We start from the raw sequence: 23,582 nt of genomic DNA on the forward strand, positions 1-23,582 counted from the left end.
TCATGAAATGAAGACATTTCACTATAAATTGCAAGATTACTTTTCATTCTCCAATTGATAGATTGCTCCCACCATATCTTTAAAAGTAGGTGTAACTTTATTCACTTTGCTATCAGTCTCTAGATCAACAACAACTAAAGCATATCTTGGATTCTCATACGGAAAATAACCTGCAAACCAGCGATTCACCCTCGTCCCTTTCCCCGTTTGCGCTGTCCCGGATTTTCCAGCGACACTTAGTGGCAACGAACGGAATGCCGTTCCTGTTCCTTTCTCCCTTGTTACAACGCCTCTTAATAACTCTTGTAATGTTTTCACTGTTTCATACGAAAGCTGTTTTCCATTTAACGTATGGCTCTCAAATGTAAAAAAATCCGCTCCATTTTTATATACTATTTTTTCAACAGCTTTCACTTCCATCTTTTCTCCATTCCTCGCAATCGTCGCCATCATATTTGCAATTGCTAGAGGTGATATACGTACATCTTTCTGTCCAATCGCTGTTTGTTCTACCGCTTTTTTATTACTTTTATTTTCTTCATTCCCCCAAATAGTAGTGCCTTTCTCTTCTGGCATTTGCTCAAAATGAGGTGTATGAAATACAGAACCTTTCCATCCAACCTTTTCATTTGCTCCTAGAGCTGCTACGTATGTTTCTAACACCGTCCTATCCTTTTGTAATAGCTCGTTACCTAACTCGGAAAATGTCCTGTTACAGCTCCTAGCAAAGCTCTCTTTAAAGTTAAGCGTACCCATCCTAACTTGCGGGTCGTTTTCACCATATAAATCTTTATTACAGTTAAATGTCCGATTAAACAAATTTACTTTTTGATCAATGACTGCAGCTGCAACTACTATTTTAAAAACAGAGCCTGGAAAATGTGGCGTTAACATTTGATTTTCAAGTGTAGTTTTATATAAATTCTCATCCCTTACTTGTAAAGACGGCTTACTAACCATCGCTAATATTTCATTTGTCTTTACATCAAGTAATACTAATCCCCCCTTCTTTATTTCGTTTGCTTCAATCACTTCTTCTGCTTTTTGCTGCAACTCTTTATGTAAAGTAGTTTGAATCCTAACTGGATAAAATGGATTTCCTGGTGAAGTGTATTTCGCTTGCTTTCCGAAAATTGGTTCTCCTTGCCGATCTACTTGATATAATACTTTTGCCTCTCCATCAGTCAATAGAAATTCATCAAATGATTGCTGTAATCCTGAAATACCTATCGGCGTTTGTTTTGAAATTTTTTTCAATTCTCCATATCGCTTTTGAAATTCCCTTTCGTTCTCCCCTACATCACCAATTAAATGACTTATCTCTCCAGTTTGTTTTAATCGCACTTCAGCTGCTACAATACCTAATACATGTAATTCATTTACCTTCTCCATCTGCTCTCGTGTCACTCGAAATGGAGCAGTTTCTCCTTGTAGTGTAAATGCATTTTTGTTATTTTTCATTTGTCTTCTAATCTCTTGTCTCGACACACCAATGATATGCGCGATTTTCTCTAACATGTCATTTTTTATTTGTAAAAATGGAAAAATAATTAAAACAGGATATTTTTCCTCACCTATTTCTTTACCATTACGATCTATAAACTGCCCACGTCCATCGTCTACTGTAATGGATTGTGTGCGTTGCGTAACACTTTTTTCTATTAAATTTATTTTGCGATCAGTAAATGATTCTGTATCTATAATTTGAATTTGGATTAAACGACAAAGCAATAAAAACATAACGCTCATAAAACAAATTAAAACAATTGTAATTCTCCGTTTTATTTTCATAAAAAAACACCTCGTCTATTGTAGTTTAGACGAGGTACTATTTTATTTATACAAGCTCCAAAACAAAAATAGATATTATATAAAGCTATTATTGTTTTTTTGGCTTCTCTAAAAATTTCGTAAGAAGCGATTTAAATTCAGTTTCATTCACTCCAGTGTTTTTAGCAACTTCAATTACAGTAGTTGTTACATTAGCCGCTACCTTTAAATATTCCTTACTAAAATTATCCATTTCATTTCTTTTTTCTTTTGCATTCTCAACTGTTACAGAATCAATACAAGTAATCATCTTATCTACAATATGTAAATAATTATTTTGTGCATCTATTATTTTTTGAACGTCATCTTTATTACTTACTTTCGATTGTTTTAAATATGTATATGCTTGATTCACTTCATCTTTTAAAATTTTATCATTATTCTTCGCCTGTTCTTGTAACATATTCTTCATATCATCTATTGTTTTTTGATCCATCGAATCTCGCAATAAATAATCTGGATTCCCAATCGCATAATCGTACTTAATGGTTACATCTTGAAATATTTTCATCACAATAGCTAGTTGATACGCTACATCAAAATCATTGAATTCCTTTTTATCTTGTGGATTTTCTAAGGCTTTTGAACTCTCTGTTGCTTTAATATCCTGTTTTTCTTCTTGCTTCACTTTTTCTCCCTTTGATGATGTAGTTTCCTCATTCGTTCCGCAAGCAGCCAGTCCTAATATGGAGATACTACAAATCAATCCTGTAAAAATTTTATGTTTCATAATTAGCCCCTTTTCCCTTTTGAAACCTATATTCTCCAATTATGATATCAAAGTTTAAAGTGTTTTTTTGACATTTTTTGTCGAATCACTCTAAGGTTTACACAAATTTTTTTATACTACAGATAAAGTGAAACTTTAATCAGCCTGACGCCCACCTAACTTCTTTGCTTCCGCTGAATTTTGAAATGAGGGTCTTACTGCCTGGCAAGTAGCGGGATAAAAAAAAAAGATTCTCCCGATAGGAGAATCTTTTTTTTATTTTACAGAGACAATCTCTACTTGCATTTCTCCGCCTGGTGTTTGGATTGTTACTTTCTCACCAATTTGCTTACCTAATAAGCTTTTTGCGATTGGAGAATCGTTAGAAATTCTTCCTTCGAATGGATCAGCTTCCGCGCTACCTACGATTGTGTATGCTTCTTCATCTCCGTTTGGTAATTCTTTAAATGTTACTGTTTTACCTAATGTAACAACAGTTGATACTTCGCCAGTATCTTTAATAATAACTGCGTTACGAATCATATTTTCTAATTGTGTAATACGTCCTTCTACGAACGCTTGCTCATCTTTCGCTGCATCGTACTCAGAGTTCTCAGAAAGATCCCCGAAGCTACGTGCGATTTTAATACGTTCTACTACTTCTTTACGTCTTACTGTTTTTAATTGCTCAAGTTCGTTCTCTAGTTTTTGCTTACCCTCTTGCGTCATAGGGTATGTTTTTTCTGTTGACATATTTTCCACTCCTTTTATATACCAATCCCCCGAAAAAAAGAGGAGTTCCATATGAAAACTCCTCCGCTTCCATTGTTAGCGGAGGTTTCTAGTACCCTTGCACTAGCGGAGTTGTCACATACAACCCCGTATTTCCAATTCTTCTTTATATAAAGAAGATATGTATGGAAAGTTGATATAAATATGCCCTCACCTATATATAGATGAGGTTGCATGTTTCATTGTATTCGATAGGAAGGGAAAAAATCCCTTCCTATCGTATATCTTTTACTATGCTATTACAAATTTACTTTTTGTTCAAGAATTGTTGCAATTTTTGTCACCATAATATCAATTGCAACGTGGTTTTGTCCACCTTCAGGGATAATAATATCCGCAAATTTCTTAGAAGGCTCAATAAATTGATTGTGCATTGGACGTACAACATTTACGTACTGATCAATAACTGAATCCATCGTACGACCGCGCTCTTTAATATCACGCTGCATGCGGCGCAGAATACGAAGGTCAGCATCCGTATCAACGAATAATTTAATGTCCATTAACTCGCAAAGACGTGGGTCTTCTAAAATAAGAATTCCTTCTAAAATAATTACATCTTTCGGCTCAACTGGAATAATTTCTTCTGAACGCGTATGCAATGTATAGTCATATACAGGCTTATCAATTTGCTCATATGCAAGCAACTGCTGCAAATGTTCAATTAACAGATCATTATCAAACGCAAGCGGATGATCATAATTTGTTTTTAAACGCTCTTCCATTGGTAAATGGCTTTGATCTTTGTAATAATAATCTTGCTCTAAGATTAAAATAGAATGACCTTTAAAATGGTCAAAAATCGCTTTCGTTACACTCGTTTTACCTGATCCCGAACCACCAGCAATTCCAATTACAACAGGCTTATTCGTCCCCATTCGACTATCACTCTTTCTTATTGAAGTATGCTTTTGCGCATCATATTATTCACATACACTCGTTGATCCACTTTGAATTTCACGATTTGCAACGGATGTCTCGCTGCATCTAATTCGTTTCCATCCTCATCCCAAATTTTCTCCACCGTTTGCGTAAAGTTTTCTATTTCTGGTCCAAAGAACTCCACTTCATGTCCTGGTTTGAAATGATTACGTTGCTCAATCGTTACGATGCCCGTTTCTTCATTATAATCTAACACTAAACCAGCAAAATCATACGTTGTTTTCTTACTATGATTTCCAAACATTTGCTCTTGATGTCCTGGAACCCCTTCAAAGAATGCAGGAGCTGTATCACGATTTGCACATTTATCAAGCTCATCTAACCATTCTTGTTTAAACTCAAAGTTATCTGGATCCGCACAATAAGCATCAATTACTTTACGATATACAGTTGCTACAGTCGCTACGTAATGGATTGATTTCATACGTCCTTCTACCTTTAAGCTATCGATTCCGATTTCAATCATTTTCGGAATTGATAAAATTAAATTTAAATCTTTTGGACTCATCGCAAAGTGAGCATCTCCTTCTTGGAAGAGAGGAAGCTCTTTTGCATCTTTATGTTGTGATACTGTTTGAACTAAATCATAATCCCAGCGGCAAGATTGGCAACAACCACCACGATTAGAATCACGCGCTGTCATATGGTTACTTAATGTACATCTTCCTGAATATGCGATACACATTGCACCATGTACGAATGCTTCAATTTCAATATCCACTTTTTCTTTAATTTCTTTCATTTCTTCATAGCTTGCTTCACGAGCTAATACAAGACGATGTAAACCTTCTTCTTTCCAATACTGTGCTGCTTTCCAGTTGGATAGTGATTGCTGTGTGCTTAAATGCACCTCAACAGAAGGCGCTACGCGTTTACAAGTCTCAATGATAAGCGGATCAGCAACGATAATTCCCGTTACGCCAGCTTTTTCAATCCCTTTTAAATATTCCTCTAGCCCGTCCATATTTTCATTATGTGCAAAGATATTTGTTGTTACGTATATTTTTGCTCCATACTTCTTTGCAAACTCAACGCCTTCTGCCATTTCTTCTAGCGTAAAGTTACCTGCATTCGAACGAAGACCAAATTCTTGTCCACCTAAATATACAGCATCTGCCCCGTAATGGATAGCTACTTTTAATTTTTCTAAGTTACCCGCAGGGATTAACAGTTCAGGTTTCTTCACAATAACACGTTTGCCATCGATCACTCGTGAAATTTCTTGTACAGTCATTTCCTACACCCTCCTCGTTTAGTAAACCGTTTCTTTAAAGAAGAATCCTGTATCTAACGGACGATTTACTGGTTGCATTTCTTCTATTTCTTTATATAGATCATCTTTCACGTCATAATATGCATCACGATCTTCTACGCATAAATCAATCGCTTGACGATATTTCTTCGTTACTTCAATAATGTATTCAGAGCTTTTTAGTACACCGTCGATTTTTAAGCTATCAACTTCAGCTTCGATTAGTTCCTCTAATTCATCGATGAAACAAATATCGTTCGGACTCATAATGTGAGTACCATTTTCATCTTCATAAATTGGATATTTATTGTTACGCTCTGGGTCATATAAGAACATATTCTCTTCATATTTTTTCTTTTCAATGTCAAGATTACGTCCTTGATACTCAAAGTAGTTTCCTACTAATGAACGCTTCGATTGGAACATACAAGTCATACCGTGAATTTGTACTTCTAGTTCCACTTCAGCATTTTCTTTTAAATCAACAATTTCATCTAAGCTCAGCTCACGAGCTAATACAGCGCGCTTCGCTCCTCTTTGTCCCCAGTAGTTACAAGTGAACCAGTTTGTTGCTGTCGTTTCTGTATTCCAGTGCAACTGCATATTTGGTGCTACTTCGCGAACAGCCATTAATACCGCTGGATCTCCGAAAACAATTGCATCTACATTTACTTCGTTTAAAAATGAAACGTAATCTGTTAATTCTTCTACTTTATCGTTGTGGAACATAGCGTTCATGGCTACGTATACTTTCACACCATTTTCATGTGCAATCTTCACAGTTTGTTTTACATCTTCACGTGAAAACTCCCCTGCTAAACGTAAACCAAACTTTTGCTCACCGATCATTACCGCATCTGCTCCTGCTTTCGCAAGAGGTTCGATATCCGCCACCGCTCTTGGCGTTACTAACAATTCAGGTTTCTTCATACCTTGGTCACCCTCTCTTTTTACTAACAGCTACTCCATCACCAATTGGGAAAATCGTTGTATCATATCCTTCATGATTCATAAGCCACTCATTGTACGTCTTAATACGACGGATTAAACCACGTGTACGTCTGTTTTCAATTTTCTCTTTTGTCGTTACAAGGCCGTGGTACATAACATTATCTGAAATAATTACTCCACCAGGATTTAATAACGGTTCATATAAGTCAAAAAAGCGACGATACTGTCCTTTTGCTGCATCAATAAAAATAACGTCAAATGTCCCGTGTTCTTTTACTTGTTCACCTGTCTCTAACGCATCACCGTAAATAACTGAAATACGATCTGTTACTGGGGAACGTTCTATATATTCAAGTGCTTTTTCATATCTCTCACGATTGCGCTCAACTGTCACAATACGTGAATTTAGAATAGCTTGCATCATACGAATACTAGAATAACCGATTGCTGTTCCAAGTTCTAAAATGCTTTTCGGTCCAATTAAACGTAAAAATTGCAGCATAAATTCCATTCCAAGTCGATCCATAATCGGCACATGATTTTCTGTTGCATATTCTTCCATTTCAAGAATTAATTTATCTTTCGGATCAATAAATGATAATAGGTACTCGTTAACTGCATCCTCCATAAATGGTCCTCCTTATTTACATGGAGAAGTGCCTCTATGACGTCTTTTCACACATAGAATGCAATAAAAATACAAGCCAGCTTTACCCTTAGCTTGTACGTCCCGTTTTGATATTAAAAACGATTCTTCTGCCAGTTTTTAACCCGATATATTTTACCACAAAAAAGAGGGATGTGCGACTTTTTTCGCTATCCCTCCCCATTTCACTGTTTTTTCGTAATGTATTTTTGCTTTAATGCATTATGCTCTTCTAATGTTTTCGCATAATACACTTCACCACTTGGTGCAGCTAAGAAATAATAATAATCTGTTTGCGCAGGTTCTAACGCAGCTTCCACTGAATGTTTACCAGAGTTTGCGATCGGCCCTACCGGCAATCCTTTTACAACATACGTATTATACGGTGAGTTGACATTTAAATCTTCGTATAATACACGTTGTTTATGCTTTCCAAGTGCATATAATACCGTTGGATCCGTTTGAAGCGGCATACCTTTTGCTAAACGATTATAAAAGACGCTAGAGATCTTTTGACGATCTGTAAAACCAGTTGCCTCTTCTTCAATAAGTGAAGATATTGTTAAAAGCTGATGAACATCCCAATTCTTCGCTTTCATTTTCGCCTCATTTTGAACAATGATTGCATTTGTTTTCTCAAGCATTGGAATTACAATTTCTTCTAACGTCGTATCTTTCTTATAAAACGAATACGTTGCAGGATATAAATAACCTTCTAATGGGTATTTAATATTACTATCAAAGATTTTATCCGTTAATAACTTCGGATACTTTTGCTGCATTTTTTGAATAAATGCTTTATCGTTTAATTGACGCGTAACATCATCTTTATTCCACTTTAGTTCTGTCGCAATCGTTTCTGCAATTTCAGTTATTTGCGCCCCTTCTTTAATCGTCACTTTATAAAGAGCTGGACGATGCACGTTGCCAGATGACATTTGTTCGATCACATCTTCAGCATTCATTGAAGGATTTAATAAATATGTACCTGCTTGTAAACTTTTCGATTTAGCCTTTGTATAAAAACTAAAAACTGTACCGTTTTTTACAGCGCCTTTTTCTTCTAAAATTTCTCCAATTTTACTTGTAGATGATCCTTTCGGAATTTCTACTTCAATCTCTTTTTTATTCCCGCTATCAACTGGTCCTAATGCGGATGAAATATACGCATAGACTGAACCACAAACTAAAAGCAGTGCAATAATCGAAAATAAAAAGATGCGTCTACGCTTCTTTTTCACTTGATTCTCTATCAAAACATTTCCTCCTTACTTAATTGTAGACCGTATGTACACCTTTCTATACAGCACGATGTAAAAACGCAACAAATTCACTTATCTTTTTTAATTGACACTTTATTTTTCTACAATCCGTCTCATTATACTACAAAGACTTACACAGTTTCGACAAAAAATCTTTCATTTTACATATAAATACAAAAAAAGATGGACTGTATGTCGTCCATCTTTTCAGTACTTATTATTCAGCTTCTTGCTCATCAGCTAGAGTGTTGAACATTTCTTGTACCATTTCCCACTCTTCTTCAGATTCGATTGGAAGTAAAGTTCCGCCCTCTTCTTCATTTTGCTCATAAGCCATTGCATCATAAATTTGGTCTCCATCTTCGTCTACTTCACCGATTGGAGAGAAGACTACGTATGATTTTTTGCCAAATTTTTCAGCGTCAAAAGTGAAAATAATTTCACATAAATGTTCGTTACCTTTTTCGTCTACAATTGTAATTTGATTTTCTTCCATTTTGGTCACCTCTTATTTACTATCTAAAAATCCTTGTAAGATTACGACTGCAGCCATCTTATCAATTACTTGCTTTCGCTTCTTACGGCTTACATCGGCTGAAATGAGTAGACGTTCCGCTGCCATTGTTGACAAACGCTCGTCCCACATTACAACGTCTAATTGTAACAGCTCTCGTAGGTTTTCTGCAAATTGTTGGCACGCTTCACCACGTGGGCCAATTGTACCATTCATATTTTTAGGTAAACCTACTACTATTTTGTCCACATTGTACTGCTTTACTAACTCAGAAATACGATCAAAACCAAAGTGACCTCGTTCTTCGTTAATCTTAATTGTTTCTAATCCTTGTGCTGTCCAGCCCATCTCGTCGCTAATTGCAACTCCGACTGTTTTTGTACCTACATCTAAACCTAATATCCGCATAAACTACTCCTCACGATGATGTTTCAAGTAAGACTTCACAAGCTCTTCAATTAACTCATCACGTTCAAGCTTGCGAATGATGCTACGTGCATCTTTATGGCGAGGTATGTATGCTGGGTCTCCACTTAATAAATAACCGACGATTTGGTTAATCGGATTATAGCCTTTTTCTTGAAGTGCATCATACACAGTTAAAAGTACATCATTTACATGGACACTCTGTTTTTCATCTTGAATGCTAAACTTCATTGTTTTATCAAAACCGTCCATTTCAAGCACCTCACTTATATAGTAAGTATAGGGAGAAGAACTTCTCCTCTCCCTACCATTGTACACTACTATCTCTTTATTTTGAAACAGATTTAACGTACTCTTGTACAAATGCTAAAGCTTCTTCGACTTGAGCTGGGTTTTTACCACCTGCTTGTGCCATATCAGGACGGCCACCACCGCCACCGCCGCAACGAGAAGCTACTTCTTTCACAAGTTTACCAGCATGGTAACCTTGGCTAATTAAGTCTTTCGTTACACCTGCTAGGATGTTTACTTTATCGTCATTAACAGACGCTAATACAACAACTGCTGACTCTAATTTATTTTTCAGACCATCCATCATCGTACGTAAGTTGTTCATATCTGCAACATTTACTTTCGCTGCTAATACATTCACACCATCAACTGTCATTACAGAATCAGTTAAGTTTCCAGCTTCGATATTGCTTAATTTCGCAGCAAGAGATTCATTTTCTTTTTGCAGTTGTTTCACTTCAGCAAATAGACCATCAACTCTTGTTAAAATATCTTTCGGATTTGTTTTCATTTTTCCTGCTGCTTCTTTTAATAAACCTACTTGATCGTTCATTAATTCGTATGCAGACTTACCAGTTACTGCTTCAATACGACGAGTTCCTGCACCAATACCAGACTCAGCAACGATTTTGAAAATACCGATAGAAGCTGTATTATCAACGTGACAACCACCACAAAGCTCTAAGCTGTAATCGCCAACTTGTACAACGCGTACAACATCTCCGTATTTTTCACCGAATAATGCCATTGCGCCCATTTCTTTCGCTTCTTCGATTGCTTTTTGAGAAATCTCAACATCAATACTTTCCCAAATTTTTTCGTTTACCATACGCTCAATTTTTTCTAATTCGTCAGCTTGTACTTGACCGAAATGAGAGAAGTCAAAACGTAGACGTTCAGAAGTTACAAGAGAACCTGCTTGGTTAACGTGTGTTCCAAGTACGTCTTTTAATGCTTGGTGTAGTAAGTGAGTTGCTGTATGATTTTTTACAACGCTACTACGGTTTTTCGTATCGATAATAGCTTTTACAGCCGCATCTTTCGTTAATGTACCTTCTTCAACAACAACTTTATGCAAGTTTTGGCCGTTTGGTGCTTTTTGTACGTCTTTTACAAGAACTTTCACACCATCTGCAAGAAGGTAACCACGGTCTGCAATTTGTCCACCACTCTCAGCATAGAATGGTGTTACATCAAGAATTAACTGTCCTTCTTCACCAGCTTGTAAGCTGTCTGTGTATTCGCCGTTTTTCACAAGTGCAACAACGTTACTTTCTGTTGCAACTGTACCGTAACCAACGAATTCGCTCGCTACTTTAATTTCTCCAAGGACACCACCTTGAACTTGCATAGAATCAACGTCTTGACGAGCAGCACGTGCACGCTCACGTTGTTTTTCCATTTCATTTTCAAAACCTTCATGATCAACTGTCATGCCAGCTTCTTCTGCATATTCTTCTGTTAATTCAATTGGGAAACCGTATGTGTCATATAGACGGAACGCATCTACTCCAGAAATAACAGTTGTTTTTTCTTCTTTTGCTTTTGCAATTACTTCAGCTAAAATCGCTTCACCATCATGAAGTGTTTCATGGAAACGCTCTTCTTCGTTCTTCACAACTTTCGCAATGAAATCTTTCTTTTCAAGTACTTCTGGATAGAAGTCTTTCATTACTTCTCCAACAACCGGTACTAATTCAAACATAAATGGACGGTTGATGTTTAATTTCTTCGAATAACGAACAGCGCGGCGTAATAAACGACGTAATACATAACCACGGCCTTCGTTAGATGGAAGAGCACCGTCACCAACAGCGAATGTTACTGTACGGATATGGTCAGCAATTACTTTGAATGCCATATCTTTTTCTAAATCGCCATTACGATATTTTTCACCAGAAATTGTTTCTGTTGCACCAATCATCGGCATGAATAGGTCTGTATCAAAGTTCGTAGGTACATCTTGAACGATAGATGTCATACGCTCTAGACCCATCCCTGTATCAATGTTTTTCTTAGGAAGTGGTGTATATGAACCGTCTGGATTATGGTTAAATTGAGAGAATACAAGGTTCCATACTTCTAAGTAACGCTCGTTTTCTCCGCCTGGATATAATTCTGGGTCACTAAAGTCATTACCGTAAGCTTCTCCGCGGTCATAGAAAATCTCTGTATTCGGTCCACTTGGCCCTTCACCGATATCCCAGAAGTTTTCTTCTAAGCGGATAATACGCTCTTTTGGAACGCCCATTTTCTCATTCCAAATTGTGAATGCTTCTTCATCTTCTGGATGGATTGTAACTGATAGTAATTCTTTATCGAATCCGATCCATTTGTCGCTCGTTAAGAATTCCCAAGCCCATGTAATTGCTTCTTCTTTGAAGTAATCACCAATTGAGAAGTTTCCTAACATTTCAAAGAATGTATGGTGACGAGCTGTTTTCCCTACGTTTTCAATATCGTTTGTACGAATTGATTTTTGAGCATTTGTAATACGTGGATTTTGTGGGATTACACGTCCATCAAAATATTTTTTTAATGTAGCTACACCACTATTAATCCATAGAAGAGATGGATCTTCATGCGGAACTAGTGATGCACTAGGTTCTACTGCATGTCCTTTTTCTTGGAAAAAGTCTAAAAACATTTGACGAATTTGTGCGCCTGTTAGTTGTTTCATTGTATTTTCCTCCTTAAATATAAAAAACTCCCGTCCCTATAAAAGGGACGAGAGTTAACTCGCGATACCACCCTAATTATGAATTGATTACAATAACAATCAATTCATCACCTCATGGTGCCGTAACGTGGCAAGACGGCAGTGATTAGCTGCTCTCAGGATTAGCTTTCTGTTACCCTTCATTTAAAGCTTCTTTCAGCCATATGGAAGCTTCTCTCTATAAATGGACTGTAACGTACTTGTTCCGTCATTGATTTAATGTATTATATGACTAAATATAATAGAATTCTCTTAAGTTTGTCAATGTAGATAATCATTTATATTGTATTAATTGCTTATTAATCATAGGTATTCTACTATTCATTCTTAACAGCCTTTTCATATATTATGCGTTTATTAACAAATCGGAATCTCCTTATAAGAATGATTTATAAAAATTTCTAAATATTACTTTTTTTGCTATAATTAAATTATTGTTAATAAAATAAAGGAGCGATCACAATGACAACCTTACTTAGCAAAGCTAAAAACATATTAGCGACTGACGAAACGATATTATTTTACGCAGCATGTTCATTAGACATATTTATTTATCGTTCCGTCGCAAGGCCAGGATTGCTAATTTTAACGAACAAAAGACTATTCTTTTATGGGCCAGATGTAAGTAAGAATCCAATATTTGAAGAGTACTCTTTCGCAAAAATTTCTAATCTAAAAGAACAAAAGCGTCTTTTCAACAATCAAATTATATTTATGTATGATAACGAATGGAAAAAAATAAAACATATTCAAACAAATGATGTGAGCTCCCTCATTCAAAAAATACACGAGCAACTTTCTAAATAAATATATGATTAGCCCTCTATTTCTTACATAGAGGGCTTCTATACTTACACATCTTCTTTTTTCAAGAGCGGTCTCACATGAACAATGACAGTGCGAATAACTGCTAAAATCGGAACCGATATTAGCAATCCTACAATCCCAGCCACCTCTCCCCCAACTAGTAAGGCAAGCATAATAATAACGGGATGCATACGAAGTGACTTACCAACGATGTAAGGCGATAAAATGTTACTCTCCACAAATTGCAAAATCGCAATCGTGATCCCCGCCTTAATAAGTAAACTCGTTGATACTGTTGCTGCAATCATTAACGTCGGGATCGCTCCTAAAATAGGACCGAAGTATGGGATTATATCCGTTACCCCAATAATAATGCCAAGCAATAATGGATATTTCATACCGATAAACCAAAAAGAAAGAGCTGATACTCCCCCTAATACTAAACAAACAAATAACTGTCCTCGAATATAGCTTCCAAGTGACTTATCAATTTCTTTCGCAAGCATTTGCCCCGTACCTCGCCATTTACTTGGGACTAGTTTCCAAAAGATATGATAAAACTCACCATAATCTTTTAATATGTAAAATACAATGAACGGTATTAAGAAAATAATGAGCAATGAATCGAGTACACCACGAGCTGTACTCATCACTTTATTTAAAAGCGCTTGAATCTTCGTTTCCACACCCACAAAAAGTTGCTTCACCTTTTCATGAATGAACGAAGGGAAATTCGCTGTTTGTTCTGTAACGCCATCCATCCACGAATCGTACATCTTTGTAAACTGGGGAAATTGTTCATTAATCTCTTGTAACTGTTTAATAACGACTGGTGTTCCTTTATAAATCCCATAACCAATTCCGCCAAAGAAAAGGATATAAATGAGCAAAATGGCAAGTGTACGGGGCATCCCTTCCTTATGAATTTTTTCAATTAAAGGGTGCAATAAATACGCAATAAAACACGCGATAAGAAACGGCGTGATTGCTACTTTAAATACAAAAATAATCGGTGCCCATAGCGGCTTAATTTTTAAAAAGACGAGCAGACAAAGAAAAACAAGTAACAATAATCCTAAACGATATATCCAAATGATTTTAAGATTCTTCACATGAAAAACCTCCTCCACCTTTATTTTGAAAATAAATGGGGTAGGTTATGTGCGAAACTTTTAAAATCTTTTCATACGGACCATACTGTTTTTTAAAGACGTACATATAAATAACATAACAAGGACAACCACCCCTGAGAATACAGCATGAATTAATATAATCAGGAGGGCTAATTATGGTTTTGTTTATGCTTGGATTATCAGCACTTTTTATGATTCTTGAATGGATTTGTATCGGGTTCGGTATTTGGAAGGGGTTCTTTATTCATTCCTCACGTAAAGAAAAAGCGAAGCAATTATGGCAGTATGGAATACTTGGCGTTGGCTGCTACGGTCTATCTTATCTTTTCTCAGAGATCGGACTTTTTTATTTGCATATGGGTGCATAAAAAAACTCCCTTGTCTACAAGGGAGTTTTTCAATTTATCGAAATGATTATAAGTAAGACTTAATCATCTTACGTGCTTTTTTCATATTGCGTTTTGAAAATACATCTTGTTTACGAGCATATTGATATGCTGCAGCTCCAACACCTAATGCGATTAATGAATTGCGTAGATTCAAAGTAAATCCCCCTTTTCGTTATCCGATCGTTCTTTCATTCTCATCAAATAAATCATCAAGAGAGCTTAATGAACCGTCTTCCTCAACTTGATGTGTATGGATTTTCCCCTTTGAAACCGATAATTCGATATAACAATTCCAGCAATAAAATTGGTTGACACCTATTTTTCCAATGTCTTTCCCTTTGCAATTTGGACAAATGAACATATGGCTTTCATCTCCTTACAGTCTCCCAGATTCTATTCGCCATTATGTCCAAACTGCATTCATTTATACATTACTGGAGCCTTTCAACGCTATGCGTTTGAAAGTTTCACTATATAATTTCACCTTGTTACATGAAATCATACGGTGAAATGTTTTCCACGTCCATTTCCTCGCCATTAACTGTGACCATCTGTACTTCTCCTTGTGATTCTTGCAAGCGACTAGCTAAAGTTGTTTGACGCATTGCATCATCAAGGCGATTTACACCAGATTGGAAAGCTGCTTCCTCCCCGCAAATAATAAGGAACTTCTTACTTCTTGTAATACCCGTGTAAATTAAATTACGACGTAACATACGGTTGTAACTTTTCACGATTGGCATAATAACAATCGGAAATTCACTACCTTGTGATTTATGAATAGAACAACAATATGCATGCGTAATTTGATTTAAATCGGGCTTCGTATACGTTACCTCAATTCCATCAAATGAAACGATAATCATATCTTGTTGCTCAACGTTTTCTTTTGCATAAAACACCGAAACAATTTCCCCAATATCACCATTAAACACTTGGCTCTCCGGCTGATTCACGAGTTGCAGTACTTTATCACCTCTTCGGTACACAACATCACCGTAAGCAATTTCTTTACTCTTTTCCCTCTTCGGATTAAATACTTGTTGCAGCGCTTCGTTTAATACATTAATACCAGCAGGCCCGCGGTACATCGGTGCTAATACTTGAACATCCCTTGCACTAAAGCCTTTTGTTTTAGCATTTTCGCAAACTTTTTTCACAACCTCAACAATTTGAGCCCCTGTACAGCTGATAAACGAACGATCTTTTTTGTTTTGCGCTAAATCTGGTGGTAGAGTTCCATTTTTTATCGCATGGGCAAGTTGAATCACTGATGAGCCTTCCGCTTGACGATAAATTTCAGTAAGCTTCACTGTCGGAACTGCGCCTGCATTTAATAAATCTTTTAATACTTGTCCAGGTCCTACAGATGGCAACTGATCTTCATCACCTACAACGATAACTTGAATATTCGTCGGCAACGACTTAAATAGCTGATTTGCAAGCCAAATATCAACCATTGAAAATTCATCGATAATAAGGAGCTTACCTTGGACAGGATCCGTTTCATTACGCTGGAAAGATCCTTCTGGCGTCCAACCAAGTAAACGGTGAATTGTGCAAGCTGGAAGTCCTGTCGATTCACTCATCCGCTTCGCTGCTCTTCCTGTTGGAGCTGTTAATAGTATTGGAAATGGATTATCATCACTGTATTCATTCGGATTTAACGATAATCCGTGAAGTGACGCATACATTTCAACAATCCCTTTAATAACTGTTGTTTTCCCTGTTCCTGGTCCACCTGTCAATAACATCATCGGTTTATGAAGTGCCGTTTGAATTGCTTCTTGCTGAAACGGTGCATATTGTACGTTCAGTTGTTCTTCAATTTCACCTAACGTTTTTAACACTTCCGCTTCTGGAAATGAAGGTGTTTCTTCTTGATTCATAAGCCTGCGAATAGACTTTACAACACCTTTTTCAGAGTAGAATAACGTCGCTAAATACACTCGTTCTTCTTCTATGATGACTTTCCCTTCACTTTGCATCGTTTCAATACAACCTATAATATCTTCCTCAGTCACTCTTCCTTCTTGATTGTTTAAAAGTGACATCGTTTCTCTTACAAGTTGATCTTTCCTCATATAAACATGACCAAGTTGTAATGAGACATTCTCTAATGTGTAAAAACATCCCGCTCGTACACGGTCGTCATGATTACCCGATATCCCTAACGCACGCCCTATATCATCCGCTCTTCCAAAACCAATCCCGTCCACTTCTTCAATAAGTTGATACGGATTATTACGAATCACTTCTAATGTCATCTCTTTATATTGCTGGTAAATCTTAATAGAAAGTTTCGTTCCAAAACCGTAGCCATTTAAAAAGCTCATTACTTTCTCTAATCCTTGATGTTCAACAATTGTCTCATATATTTCCTGAGCCTTTTGTTTATTAACAACACCATTTAATGCCTCAGGGTCATCCATAATTTTAGAAATAGCATGTTCTCCGAGATGGTCCACAATTTTTTCAGCTGTACGCTTTCCTATCCCTTTAAATAAATCACTCGCTAAATATTGCACCATACCTGCTTTTGTTTGCGGCAATTCTTTTTTAAATGTTTCAACCATATATTGTTTTCCATACTTTGGATGGTCCTTAAAATGACCAGTCAATGTAAACACTTCATCTTCATGCATGCGGGGAAAATGACCGTTTATCATTACTTTCTTTTCGTCATACGTTTCATTCGTTTCAATGACTTTCATACTGACAACGGAATAGAGGTTTTCTTCGTTGTGGAAAATGGTATGAAGAACTTGCGCTTTTATAAACTTTTTCTCTTCCTCAAACAAATCCATTGCATGTTGATTTCCCATCTTTCCTCTCCTTTCCGATATTTTCACTTTAATGAGCAGTACATCCCCCACCTTTTTAGATGAGGGATAACTACCCATTAAACTATATTTTTATCTTATTCAGCTTCTTGCTCTAATAAACGAACGCCATTACCCGCTAAAAAGTGATCTGGCTGAATTTCAGTTGCTTTCTTAAATAAAGCGAGAGCCTTCTCATTATTTTCCTCAAATACGTACGCAACACCTAAATTGTAATACGCATCTGCATGCTCTTCATCCATTTCTAATACCTTTTCAAAATAAGGTTTCGCCTCTTGAACATGTTCTAATCGCGCGAAGCAAAGTCCGCACTGGAATACAGCTTCTACATCGTTTTCATCTAATTCTGTTGCTCTTTGTAAGAATGGTAGTGCAAGACGATCATTTCCAAGCTGTACATGTGTGATACCTAACATAAATGTTACATCAGCTGATTGTAATCCAGCTTGCATTGCTTGTTCAAATACAGCTTTCGCCTCAGTAAATTGCTCTTGGCCATAATATACATTTCCTAAACCATAATAGGCAGCTGCAGATTTATCATCTAACTCTAGTGCGCGTTTATAAAATAAAATCGCTCGCTCGCTATCACCTAATACGTCTAATAAATTTGCAAAATTAATGTATCCAAGCGCATCTTTCGGATTTTCTTCGATTGCTTCTGTAAAATTTTTAGCTGCTTCTTCCCAGTTTCCTTCTTGCATATATTGAATACCTGTTTCAAGTTTGTTTGACATGTCCTTCACCTCTACAACAAATTATAACAAAGAATGTATTTTCCAAGCGAACGAAAATTCGCTTTATGTAAAAGAAACCTCTAACCGCTAATCGGCAGAGGCTTCTCGTTTATCCTAAATAATCCAATTTCTTACCACTACGGTATACTTCATCAATTGTAGCACCGCCTAAGCACTCATCTCCATCATAGAAAACGACTGCTTGTCCTGGTGTAATTGCACGAATTGGCTCATCACAAAGAATACGAACTGTATTTTCATCAACGATTTGAACCGTTACTTTATTGTCTTCTTGACGATAACGGAATTTCGCCGTGCACTTAAATTCTGTTTCTTTTTCTTTGTTACTTACCCATCCTACATTCGTAGCAATAACTTCATCACCATATAGAAGTTCGTTATGGAATCCTTGATCAACATATAAAATGTTTTCTTTTAGATTTTTCCCAACAGCAAACCATGGATCACCATTACCACCAATTCCAAGGCCATGACGTTGTCCAATTGTATAATACATTAAACCGTCATGCTTCCCTTTCACTTCACCAGATAATGTTTGCATTACACCTGGTTGTGCCGGTAAGTAGTTACTTAAGAAATCTTTAAAGTTACGCTCACCAATGAAGCAAATACCTGTACTATCTTTTTTCGCCGCTGTCGCTAAGCCAGCTTCTTTCGCCATTTCACGAATTTGCGGTTTCTTTAATTCACCTAACGGGAACATTGTTTTTGATAATTGCTCTTGGCTTAATTGATTTAAGAAATATGTTTGATCTTTATTGTCATCAACGCCGCGAAGCATTTTATATTCGCCGTCCATATAAGCAACGCGTGCATAATGGCCTGTTGCCACATAATCCGCACCAAGCGCAATTGCATGCTCTAAAAATGCTTTAAATTTAATTTCTTTATTACACATTACATCTGGGTTTGGTGTACGACCAGCTCGATACTCATCTAAGAAGTACGTAAATACTTTATCCCAGTATTGTTTTTCAAAGTTTACTGCATAATACGGAATACCAATTTGGTTACACACTTCAATTACATCATTGTAATCTTCTGTTGCTGTGCAGACACCATTCTCATCTGTATCATCCCAGTTTTTCATAAAAATTCCGATTACATCATAACCTTGCTCTTTTAATAAAAGTGCTGCTACAGATGAATCGACGCCACCGGACATTCCGATGACAACGCGTGTTTCGTGAGGTAGTTTGTTCATCATGTCACCTCCCATGCTAATTTTGTGTTAATCGCTTCACGATTTTCACTGTTTCGTACGCCGCTTTTTCAATTTGCTCTTTCGTATTTCCAAGTCCAAAACTAAAGCGTACGGATGAACGTATTTGATCGGAGTCTTTTCCAAACATCGCTACTAATACATGTGATGGATCAATCGAACCAGCTGTACAAGCAGAACCGCTTGATACTGCAATGCCAGCAAGGTCTAAGTTCACAAGAAATGGTTCAATGTTCATTCCTGTAAAACTTACATTAAGTACATGCGGTAAGCGATGTTCTAAGTTTCCGTTTACCTCGAAAGTAATGCCTTCATTTTTGAAGACAGATACCATTATATCTTTAAACTCTTCATATTGGGCATTTTTTTGCTCACGAGTTTTTTCAGCTATAAGAATTGCATGCTGAAGCCCAGCAATACTAGGCACATTTTCCGTACCAGCACGGCGTTTTCTTTCTTGCTCTCCGCCTATTAATAACGGTTCAAATTTCACATTTGCACCAGCGAATAAGAACCCTACACCTTTTGGCCCATTAATTTTATGAGCTGAAATTGATAATAAATCAATTCCAAACTCTTTCACATTAATTTCTACTAAACCGTAAGCTTGTACCGCATCTGTATGGAAATAAGCTTGATGATCTTTTAGCAACTTTCCTATTTCCACAATTGGTTGCATTGTCCCTACTTCATTATTCCCAAACATAACAGATACAAGAATCGTCTCTTCTGTTAATGCCTTTTGTATGTCAGAAACTTGAATAAGCCCTGTTTCATCGACAGGTAAATATGTCACTTCAAACCCTTCACGCTCTAACAATTCGCACGTATGCAAAATCGCATGATGTTCAATTTGCGTCGTTATTATGTGGTTACCTTTATGACGGTTCGCACGTGCTACACCGATAAGCGCTAAATTATCAGCTTCTGTACCACCGCTCGTAAATATAATTTCATTCGGATTCGCATGAATGCTGCGTGCACACACTCGTCTCGCCTCATTTACTGCATGGCGAGTTTGACGTCCATAAAAGTGAATACTAGACGGGTTCCCGAATATTTCTGTCATATATGGAATCATCTTTTCGACCACTTCTGGGTGAGTCGGAGATGTCGCAGCATGATCTAAGTAAATGCGTTCCATTAAATCTCCTTCTTTCCAAATCGTTTCACAAGGAATTAAATGTAAAACATATAGCCCCCGTGATTTTCTTCCTCATAACGTACTAAATCTTCTAACGTTGTACTATCTAACACTTCTTGCACCGCATCACGAACACGCATCCATAACTGGCGCTGTGCTGGCTCTTCTTCTTCTATCATTTCTACAACACTAATCGGTCCCTCTAATACACGGATTACATCCCCAGCTGTAATGTTAGCCGGTTGATCAGATAATACATATCCGCCGTATGCCCCGCGCGTACTCTTTACAAGACGAGCGTTACGAAGTGGTGAAATTAATTGCTCTAAGTAATGCTCGGATAAGTCATGCGCCTGCGCAATTGATTTTAATGAAATCGGACCTTCACCAAACTTTTTTGCAAGATCAATCATAATTGTTAAGCCATAGCGGCCTTTTGTTGAAATCTTCATCTATTTTGCACCTCTTTTCAAATTTTCACTTCTATTGGTTATATCTTATTTATAAAAAGAACACAATTTAAAATCCTATGAAATTATAGCATAATATAGTATTATAAGAAATTTCAACTTGTGTATCAAAATGATAACATAAAATCACATTGAAAAACTCGGAAATTATTACAATTGAAAGAAAAATGAAAATATTAACCTTCATTTTTCCCATAAAACAGCATCCTATTTCAAATTCCGTAGAAAAAAATGATACGATAGAACGAGATTATATATTAAGGGAGACGGTCCAAATGAAACAACCACTCGCACATCGAATGCGCCCTACAAATATTCAAGAAATTATTGGGCAACAACATTTAGTTGGTGAAGGAAAGATTTTATGGCGAATGGTCCAAGCCAATCATTTTCAATCTATGATTTTATACGGTCCTCCAGGTACAGGAAAAACATCCATTGCCAGTGCAATTGCAGGAAGTACCGGTACCCCGTTTCGTCTATTGAACGCTGTTACTCACAATAAAAAAGATATGGAAGTTGTCGTACAAGAAGCGAAGATGCATCGACACCTCGTTTTAATTTTAGATGAAGTTCACCGTCTAGATAAAGCAAAGCAAGACTTTCTATTACCTCACTTAGAAAGCGGACTTCTTACTTTAATTGGTGCTACGACAAGTAATCCATTCCATGCAATAAACTCCGCTATTCGAAGCAGGTGTCAAATTTTCGAATTACACGCACTAACAGAAGAAGATATTTTAATTGGGTTAAAAAGAGCTTTAGAAGATAAAGAAAAAGGGCTTGGAGAATATGCAGTAACGGTAACAGATGAAGCACTACATCACTTTGCAAACGCCTCTGGTGGTGATATGCGTTCCGCTTATAACGCACTTGAGCTTGCTGTATTATCTAGCTTTACTACAGACGATCAAGCGGCTGAAATCACACTCGAGATTGCAGAAGAATGCTTACAAAAGAAGAGCTTCGTCCACGACAAAGGCGGCGATGCTCATTATGATGTATTATCAGCATTTCAAAAATCAGTGCGCGGAAGTGATGTAAATGCAGCACTCCATTATTTAGCACGCCTTATTGAAGCAGGTGATTTACAAAGCATTGGCAGACGCCTTCTTATTATGGCTTATGAAGATATTGGACTTGCTAGCCCACAAGCTGGACCACGTACACTAGCTGCAATTGAATCAGCTGAACGAGTTGGATTCCCAGAAGCACGCATCCCACTTGCAAATGCCGTTATCGAGCTATGCTTATCACCAAAATCAAATTCAGCTTATAAAGCACTTGATGCTGCATTACACGATTTACGCAACGGTCAAACAGGTGACATTCCAAGCCATTTAAAAGATAGTCATTACAAAGGCGCAGAATCACTTGGAAGAGGCATTGGATATTTATATCCGCACGACCATCCAAACGGCTGGGTAAGGCAACAATACTTACCTGATAAAATAAAAAGCAAGCAATATTATAAACCGAAAACGACAGGAAAATTTGAGCAAGCACTTTCTACTGTTTATGAAAGATTACAAACTTCGAATAAAACGAAAAATAAAGGGTAACATAAACGAAAACGTCACCATTATGGAGGCTTCGCTTATGAAAACACGTCAAGATGCATGGACAAAAGAAGATGATCTCCTTTTAGCAGAAACTGTTTTACGACATATTCGCAGCGGAAGTACACAAATAAAAGCATTTGATGAAGTTGGCGATGCGTTGAACCGGACTTCAGCAGCTTGCGGCTTTAGATGGAATGCTGAAGTAAGACCGAATTACGAAGATGCGGTGCAGCTTGCAAAAAAACAACGTAAAGAATTAAAACGTTCTGAAGCTAATATAGAAAAAGATCGGTTCACGAAAACGAAACAACTCGTAATTGACGCCGATTTTTCAGAAGATATTACGCCAAGTAAACAAGATCTTACAATGCAAAATGTCATTTCATTTTTACAAAATTTAGAACATAACAATCCTTCACTTGTAAAGTTGCAAACTGAAAATGATGTATTACAAGCTCAACTCACCTCTCTGCAAAAAACGAATCATGAACTTGAAACGAAATTAGCAGTACTCACAAAAAAACAACAAGCAATCGAAGAAGATTACGCGATGCTTGTTCGAATTATGGATCGTGCTCGAAAACTTGTTTCAGTCGAAGAGCAAGAAGAGCAAATTGCCCCGATTTTCAAAACCGATCAAAATGGGAATTTAGATATTATTTATTCTGCAGAGAATTAAAAACAGGGATGTCACTTTTTTAACTGAGTGACATCCCTGTTTGTTTTCGGTGAACCATATATAGATATCGGTAAATGAAATTATATTAACGGTTTTTCGAATATATCTATCACAACTTGCAATATATCAGCGATTTTTCAAATTTATCTATCACAACTTGCAATATATCAACGATTTTTCAAATTTATCTATCACAACTTGCAATATATCAACGATTTTTCAAATTTATCTATCACAACTT

The 23,582-nt window shown here is 36.8% G+C and carries 24 protein-coding genes and 1 other annotated feature; of the genes, 4 read left to right on the forward strand and 20 right to left on the reverse strand.

Annotated elements, in window-relative coordinates:
- Nucleotides 1-36: 36 nt before the first annotated feature.
- The 12 genes from ACTFSL_RS13325 to alaS form a co-directional block, all read right to left on the reverse strand.
- Nucleotides 37-1,791, reverse strand: coding sequence for a peptidoglycan D,D-transpeptidase FtsI family protein (locus tag ACTFSL_RS13325; protein ID WP_440041835.1), 1,755 nt, complete (start codon nucleotides 1,789-1,791; stop codon nucleotides 37-39).
- Between the two features lie 88 nt (nucleotides 1,792-1,879).
- Complete coding sequence (locus tag ACTFSL_RS13330; protein ID WP_000680869.1) at nucleotides 1,880-2,560, reverse strand: hypothetical protein; 681 nt, start codon at nucleotides 2,558-2,560, stop codon at nucleotides 1,880-1,882.
- 255 nt (nucleotides 2,561-2,815) lie between these two features.
- Nucleotides 2,816-3,292, reverse strand: coding sequence for a transcription elongation factor GreA (greA, locus tag ACTFSL_RS13335; protein ID WP_000102591.1), 477 nt, complete (start codon nucleotides 3,290-3,292; stop codon nucleotides 2,816-2,818).
- A 278-nt stretch (nucleotides 3,293-3,570) separates the two neighbouring features.
- Entirely contained in the window at nucleotides 3,571-4,209 is a 639-nt protein-coding gene (udk, locus tag ACTFSL_RS13340; protein WP_000537078.1) for a uridine kinase, read from the reverse strand.
- Nucleotides 4,210-4,226: 17 nt separating this feature from the next.
- Nucleotides 4,227-5,507 carry a peptidase U32 family protein gene (locus tag ACTFSL_RS13345; protein ID WP_000217974.1) on the reverse strand — a complete coding sequence of 427 codons (1,281 nt, stop codon included), beginning with the start codon at nucleotides 5,505-5,507 and terminating at the stop codon, nucleotides 4,227-4,229.
- Between the two features lie 18 nt (nucleotides 5,508-5,525).
- The gene (locus ACTFSL_RS13350) at nucleotides 5,526-6,455 is read right to left on the reverse strand and encodes a peptidase U32 family protein (RefSeq protein WP_000742801.1); all 930 of its coding nucleotides are present in this window, start codon (nucleotides 6,453-6,455) and stop codon (nucleotides 5,526-5,528) included.
- Nucleotides 6,456-6,462: 7 nt separating this feature from the next.
- The gene (locus ACTFSL_RS13355; protein ID WP_440041836.1) at nucleotides 6,463-7,104 is read right to left on the reverse strand and encodes an O-methyltransferase; all 642 of its coding nucleotides are present in this window, start codon (nucleotides 7,102-7,104) and stop codon (nucleotides 6,463-6,465) included.
- 203 nt (nucleotides 7,105-7,307) lie between these two features.
- Nucleotides 7,308-8,378 (reverse strand): endolytic transglycosylase MltG, encoded by a 1,071-nt coding sequence (gene mltG, locus ACTFSL_RS13360; RefSeq protein WP_440041837.1) that lies wholly within the window; start codon nucleotides 8,376-8,378, stop codon nucleotides 7,308-7,310.
- A gap of 223 nt (nucleotides 8,379-8,601) precedes the next feature.
- On the reverse strand, nucleotides 8,602-8,880 hold the full coding sequence (locus ACTFSL_RS13365; RefSeq protein WP_000392247.1) for a DUF1292 domain-containing protein: 279 nt from the start codon (nucleotides 8,878-8,880) through the stop codon (nucleotides 8,602-8,604).
- A 12-nt stretch (nucleotides 8,881-8,892) separates the two neighbouring features.
- On the reverse strand, nucleotides 8,893-9,306 hold the full coding sequence (ruvX, locus tag ACTFSL_RS13370) for a Holliday junction resolvase RuvX (RefSeq protein ID WP_001221193.1): 414 nt from the start codon (nucleotides 9,304-9,306) through the stop codon (nucleotides 8,893-8,895).
- A gap of 3 nt (nucleotides 9,307-9,309) precedes the next feature.
- On the reverse strand, nucleotides 9,310-9,576 hold the full coding sequence (locus ACTFSL_RS13375; RefSeq protein ID WP_000348590.1) for an IreB family regulatory phosphoprotein: 267 nt from the start codon (nucleotides 9,574-9,576) through the stop codon (nucleotides 9,310-9,312).
- A 76-nt stretch (nucleotides 9,577-9,652) separates the two neighbouring features.
- Nucleotides 9,653-12,295 carry an alanine--tRNA ligase gene (alaS, locus tag ACTFSL_RS13380; protein WP_440041838.1) on the reverse strand — a complete coding sequence of 881 codons (2,643 nt, stop codon included), beginning with the start codon at nucleotides 12,293-12,295 and terminating at the stop codon, nucleotides 9,653-9,655.
- Nucleotides 12,296-12,335: 40 nt separating this feature from the next.
- Nucleotides 12,336-12,555, reverse strand: a binding site (T-box leader).
- A gap of 241 nt (nucleotides 12,556-12,796) precedes the next feature.
- On the opposite strand from alaS, the gene ACTFSL_RS13385 reads away from it, so the two are divergent.
- On the forward strand, nucleotides 12,797-13,141 hold the full coding sequence (locus ACTFSL_RS13385) for a PH domain-containing protein (RefSeq protein WP_000209577.1): 345 nt from the start codon (nucleotides 12,797-12,799) through the stop codon (nucleotides 13,139-13,141).
- A gap of 44 nt (nucleotides 13,142-13,185) precedes the next feature.
- Here ACTFSL_RS13385 and ACTFSL_RS13390 read toward each other — a convergent pair whose 3' ends face one another.
- The gene (locus ACTFSL_RS13390; RefSeq protein ID WP_000793128.1) at nucleotides 13,186-14,253 is read right to left on the reverse strand and encodes an AI-2E family transporter; all 1,068 of its coding nucleotides are present in this window, start codon (nucleotides 14,251-14,253) and stop codon (nucleotides 13,186-13,188) included.
- 176 nt (nucleotides 14,254-14,429) lie between these two features.
- Here ACTFSL_RS13390 and ACTFSL_RS13395 point away from each other — a divergent pair, with 176 nt between their 5' ends.
- The gene (locus tag ACTFSL_RS13395; protein ID WP_000242535.1) at nucleotides 14,430-14,642 is read left to right on the forward strand and encodes a hypothetical protein; all 213 of its coding nucleotides are present in this window, start codon (nucleotides 14,430-14,432) and stop codon (nucleotides 14,640-14,642) included.
- 46 nt (nucleotides 14,643-14,688) lie between these two features.
- On the opposite strand, the gene ACTFSL_RS13400 is transcribed toward ACTFSL_RS13395, so the two are convergent.
- The 7 genes from ACTFSL_RS13400 to cymR form a co-directional block, all read right to left on the reverse strand.
- Nucleotides 14,689-14,817: a YrzQ family protein gene (locus ACTFSL_RS13400; protein ID WP_001053553.1), complete on the reverse strand. Its 129-nt coding sequence runs from the start codon at nucleotides 14,815-14,817 to the stop codon at nucleotides 14,689-14,691.
- Nucleotides 14,818-14,835: 18 nt separating this feature from the next.
- The gene (locus ACTFSL_RS13405; protein WP_000469281.1) at nucleotides 14,836-15,024 is read right to left on the reverse strand and encodes a hypothetical protein; all 189 of its coding nucleotides are present in this window, start codon (nucleotides 15,022-15,024) and stop codon (nucleotides 14,836-14,838) included.
- 127 nt (nucleotides 15,025-15,151) lie between these two features.
- Nucleotides 15,152-17,488, reverse strand: a complete 2,337-nt coding sequence (gene recD2, locus ACTFSL_RS13410) for an SF1B family DNA helicase RecD2 (protein WP_000528082.1) — start codon at nucleotides 17,486-17,488, stop codon at nucleotides 15,152-15,154.
- A 95-nt stretch (nucleotides 17,489-17,583) separates the two neighbouring features.
- The gene (locus ACTFSL_RS13415) at nucleotides 17,584-18,243 is read right to left on the reverse strand and encodes a tetratricopeptide repeat protein (protein ID WP_000066409.1); all 660 of its coding nucleotides are present in this window, start codon (nucleotides 18,241-18,243) and stop codon (nucleotides 17,584-17,586) included.
- Nucleotides 18,244-18,352: 109 nt separating this feature from the next.
- Complete coding sequence (mnmA, locus tag ACTFSL_RS13420) at nucleotides 18,353-19,468, reverse strand: tRNA 2-thiouridine(34) synthase MnmA (protein WP_001038010.1); 1,116 nt, start codon at nucleotides 19,466-19,468, stop codon at nucleotides 18,353-18,355.
- Between the two features lie 16 nt (nucleotides 19,469-19,484).
- A complete protein-coding gene (locus tag ACTFSL_RS13425; protein WP_440041841.1) occupies nucleotides 19,485-20,630 on the reverse strand; it encodes a cysteine desulfurase family protein in 1,146 nt (381 codons plus the stop codon).
- Nucleotides 20,631-20,665: 35 nt separating this feature from the next.
- Nucleotides 20,666-21,082: a cysteine metabolism transcriptional regulator CymR gene (cymR, locus tag ACTFSL_RS13430; protein ID WP_000704116.1), complete on the reverse strand. Its 417-nt coding sequence runs from the start codon at nucleotides 21,080-21,082 to the stop codon at nucleotides 20,666-20,668.
- Nucleotides 21,083-21,375: 293 nt separating this feature from the next.
- Between cymR and ACTFSL_RS13435 the strand changes: the two genes are divergently transcribed.
- Together ACTFSL_RS13435 and ACTFSL_RS13440 are read left to right on the forward strand one after the other, a co-directional pair.
- Nucleotides 21,376-22,662: a replication-associated recombination protein A gene (locus ACTFSL_RS13435; protein WP_000812943.1), complete on the forward strand. Its 1,287-nt coding sequence runs from the start codon at nucleotides 21,376-21,378 to the stop codon at nucleotides 22,660-22,662.
- A 37-nt stretch (nucleotides 22,663-22,699) separates the two neighbouring features.
- Nucleotides 22,700-23,341, forward strand: coding sequence for an RsfA family transcriptional regulator (locus ACTFSL_RS13440; RefSeq protein WP_440041843.1), 642 nt, complete (start codon nucleotides 22,700-22,702; stop codon nucleotides 23,339-23,341).
- Nucleotides 23,342-23,582: the final 241 nt, after the last annotated feature.

The sequence above is a fragment of the Bacillus cereus group sp. MYBK108-1 genome (assembly GCF_051917185.1).
Lineage (GTDB): Bacteria > Bacillota > Bacilli > Bacillales > Bacillaceae_G > Bacillus_A > Bacillus_A cereus.

Bases quoted from the DNA above. Each gene is read 5' to 3' on its own strand.
- ruvX (WP_001221193.1), bottom strand. From the start codon at position 9,306: ATGCGGATATTAGGTTTAGATGTAGGTACAAAAACAGTCGGAGTTGCA.
- ACTFSL_RS13365 (WP_000392247.1), bottom strand. From the start codon at position 8,880: ATGGAAGAAAATCAAATTACAATTGTAGACGAAAAAGGTAACGAACAT.
- cymR (WP_000704116.1), bottom strand. From the start codon at position 21,082: ATGAAGATTTCAACAAAAGGCCGCTATGGCTTAACAATTATGATTGAT.
- ACTFSL_RS13435 (WP_000812943.1), top strand. From the start codon at position 21,376: ATGAAACAACCACTCGCACATCGAATGCGCCCTACAAATATTCAAGAA.
- ACTFSL_RS13350 (WP_000742801.1), bottom strand. From the start codon at position 6,455: ATGAAGAAACCTGAATTGTTAGTAACGCCAAGAGCGGTGGCGGATATC.
- ACTFSL_RS13325 (WP_440041835.1), bottom strand. From the start codon at position 1,791: ATGAAAATAAAACGGAGAATTACAATTGTTTTAATTTGTTTTATGAGC.
- ACTFSL_RS13425 (WP_440041841.1), bottom strand. From the start codon at position 20,630: ATGGAACGCATTTACTTAGATCATGCTGCGACATCTCCGACTCACCCA.
- ACTFSL_RS13415 (WP_000066409.1), bottom strand. From the start codon at position 18,243: ATGTCAAACAAACTTGAAACAGGTATTCAATATATGCAAGAAGGAAAC.
- alaS (WP_440041838.1), bottom strand. From the start codon at position 12,295: ATGAAACAACTAACAGGCGCACAAATTCGTCAAATGTTTTTAGACTTT.
- greA (WP_000102591.1), bottom strand. From the start codon at position 3,292: ATGTCAACAGAAAAAACATACCCTATGACGCAAGAGGGTAAGCAAAAA.
- udk (WP_000537078.1), bottom strand. From the start codon at position 4,209: ATGGGGACGAATAAGCCTGTTGTAATTGGAATTGCTGGTGGTTCGGGA.
- ACTFSL_RS13385 (WP_000209577.1), top strand. From the start codon at position 12,797: ATGACAACCTTACTTAGCAAAGCTAAAAACATATTAGCGACTGACGAA.
- ACTFSL_RS13405 (WP_000469281.1), bottom strand. From the start codon at position 15,024: ATGTTCATTTGTCCAAATTGCAAAGGGAAAGACATTGGAAAAATAGGT.
- ACTFSL_RS13375 (WP_000348590.1), bottom strand. From the start codon at position 9,576: ATGGACGGTTTTGATAAAACAATGAAGTTTAGCATTCAAGATGAAAAA.
- mnmA (WP_001038010.1), bottom strand. From the start codon at position 19,468: ATGAACAAACTACCTCACGAAACACGCGTTGTCATCGGAATGTCCGGT.
- ACTFSL_RS13440 (WP_440041843.1), top strand. From the start codon at position 22,700: ATGAAAACACGTCAAGATGCATGGACAAAAGAAGATGATCTCCTTTTA.
- ACTFSL_RS13355 (WP_440041836.1), bottom strand. From the start codon at position 7,104: ATGGAGGATGCAGTTAACGAGTACCTATTATCATTTATTGATCCGAAA.
- ACTFSL_RS13395 (WP_000242535.1), top strand. From the start codon at position 14,430: ATGGTTTTGTTTATGCTTGGATTATCAGCACTTTTTATGATTCTTGAA.
- ACTFSL_RS13345 (WP_000217974.1), bottom strand. From the start codon at position 5,507: ATGACTGTACAAGAAATTTCACGAGTGATCGATGGCAAACGTGTTATT.
- ACTFSL_RS13330 (WP_000680869.1), bottom strand. From the start codon at position 2,560: ATGAAACATAAAATTTTTACAGGATTGATTTGTAGTATCTCCATATTA.
- recD2 (WP_000528082.1), bottom strand. From the start codon at position 17,488: ATGGGAAATCAACATGCAATGGATTTGTTTGAGGAAGAGAAAAAGTTT.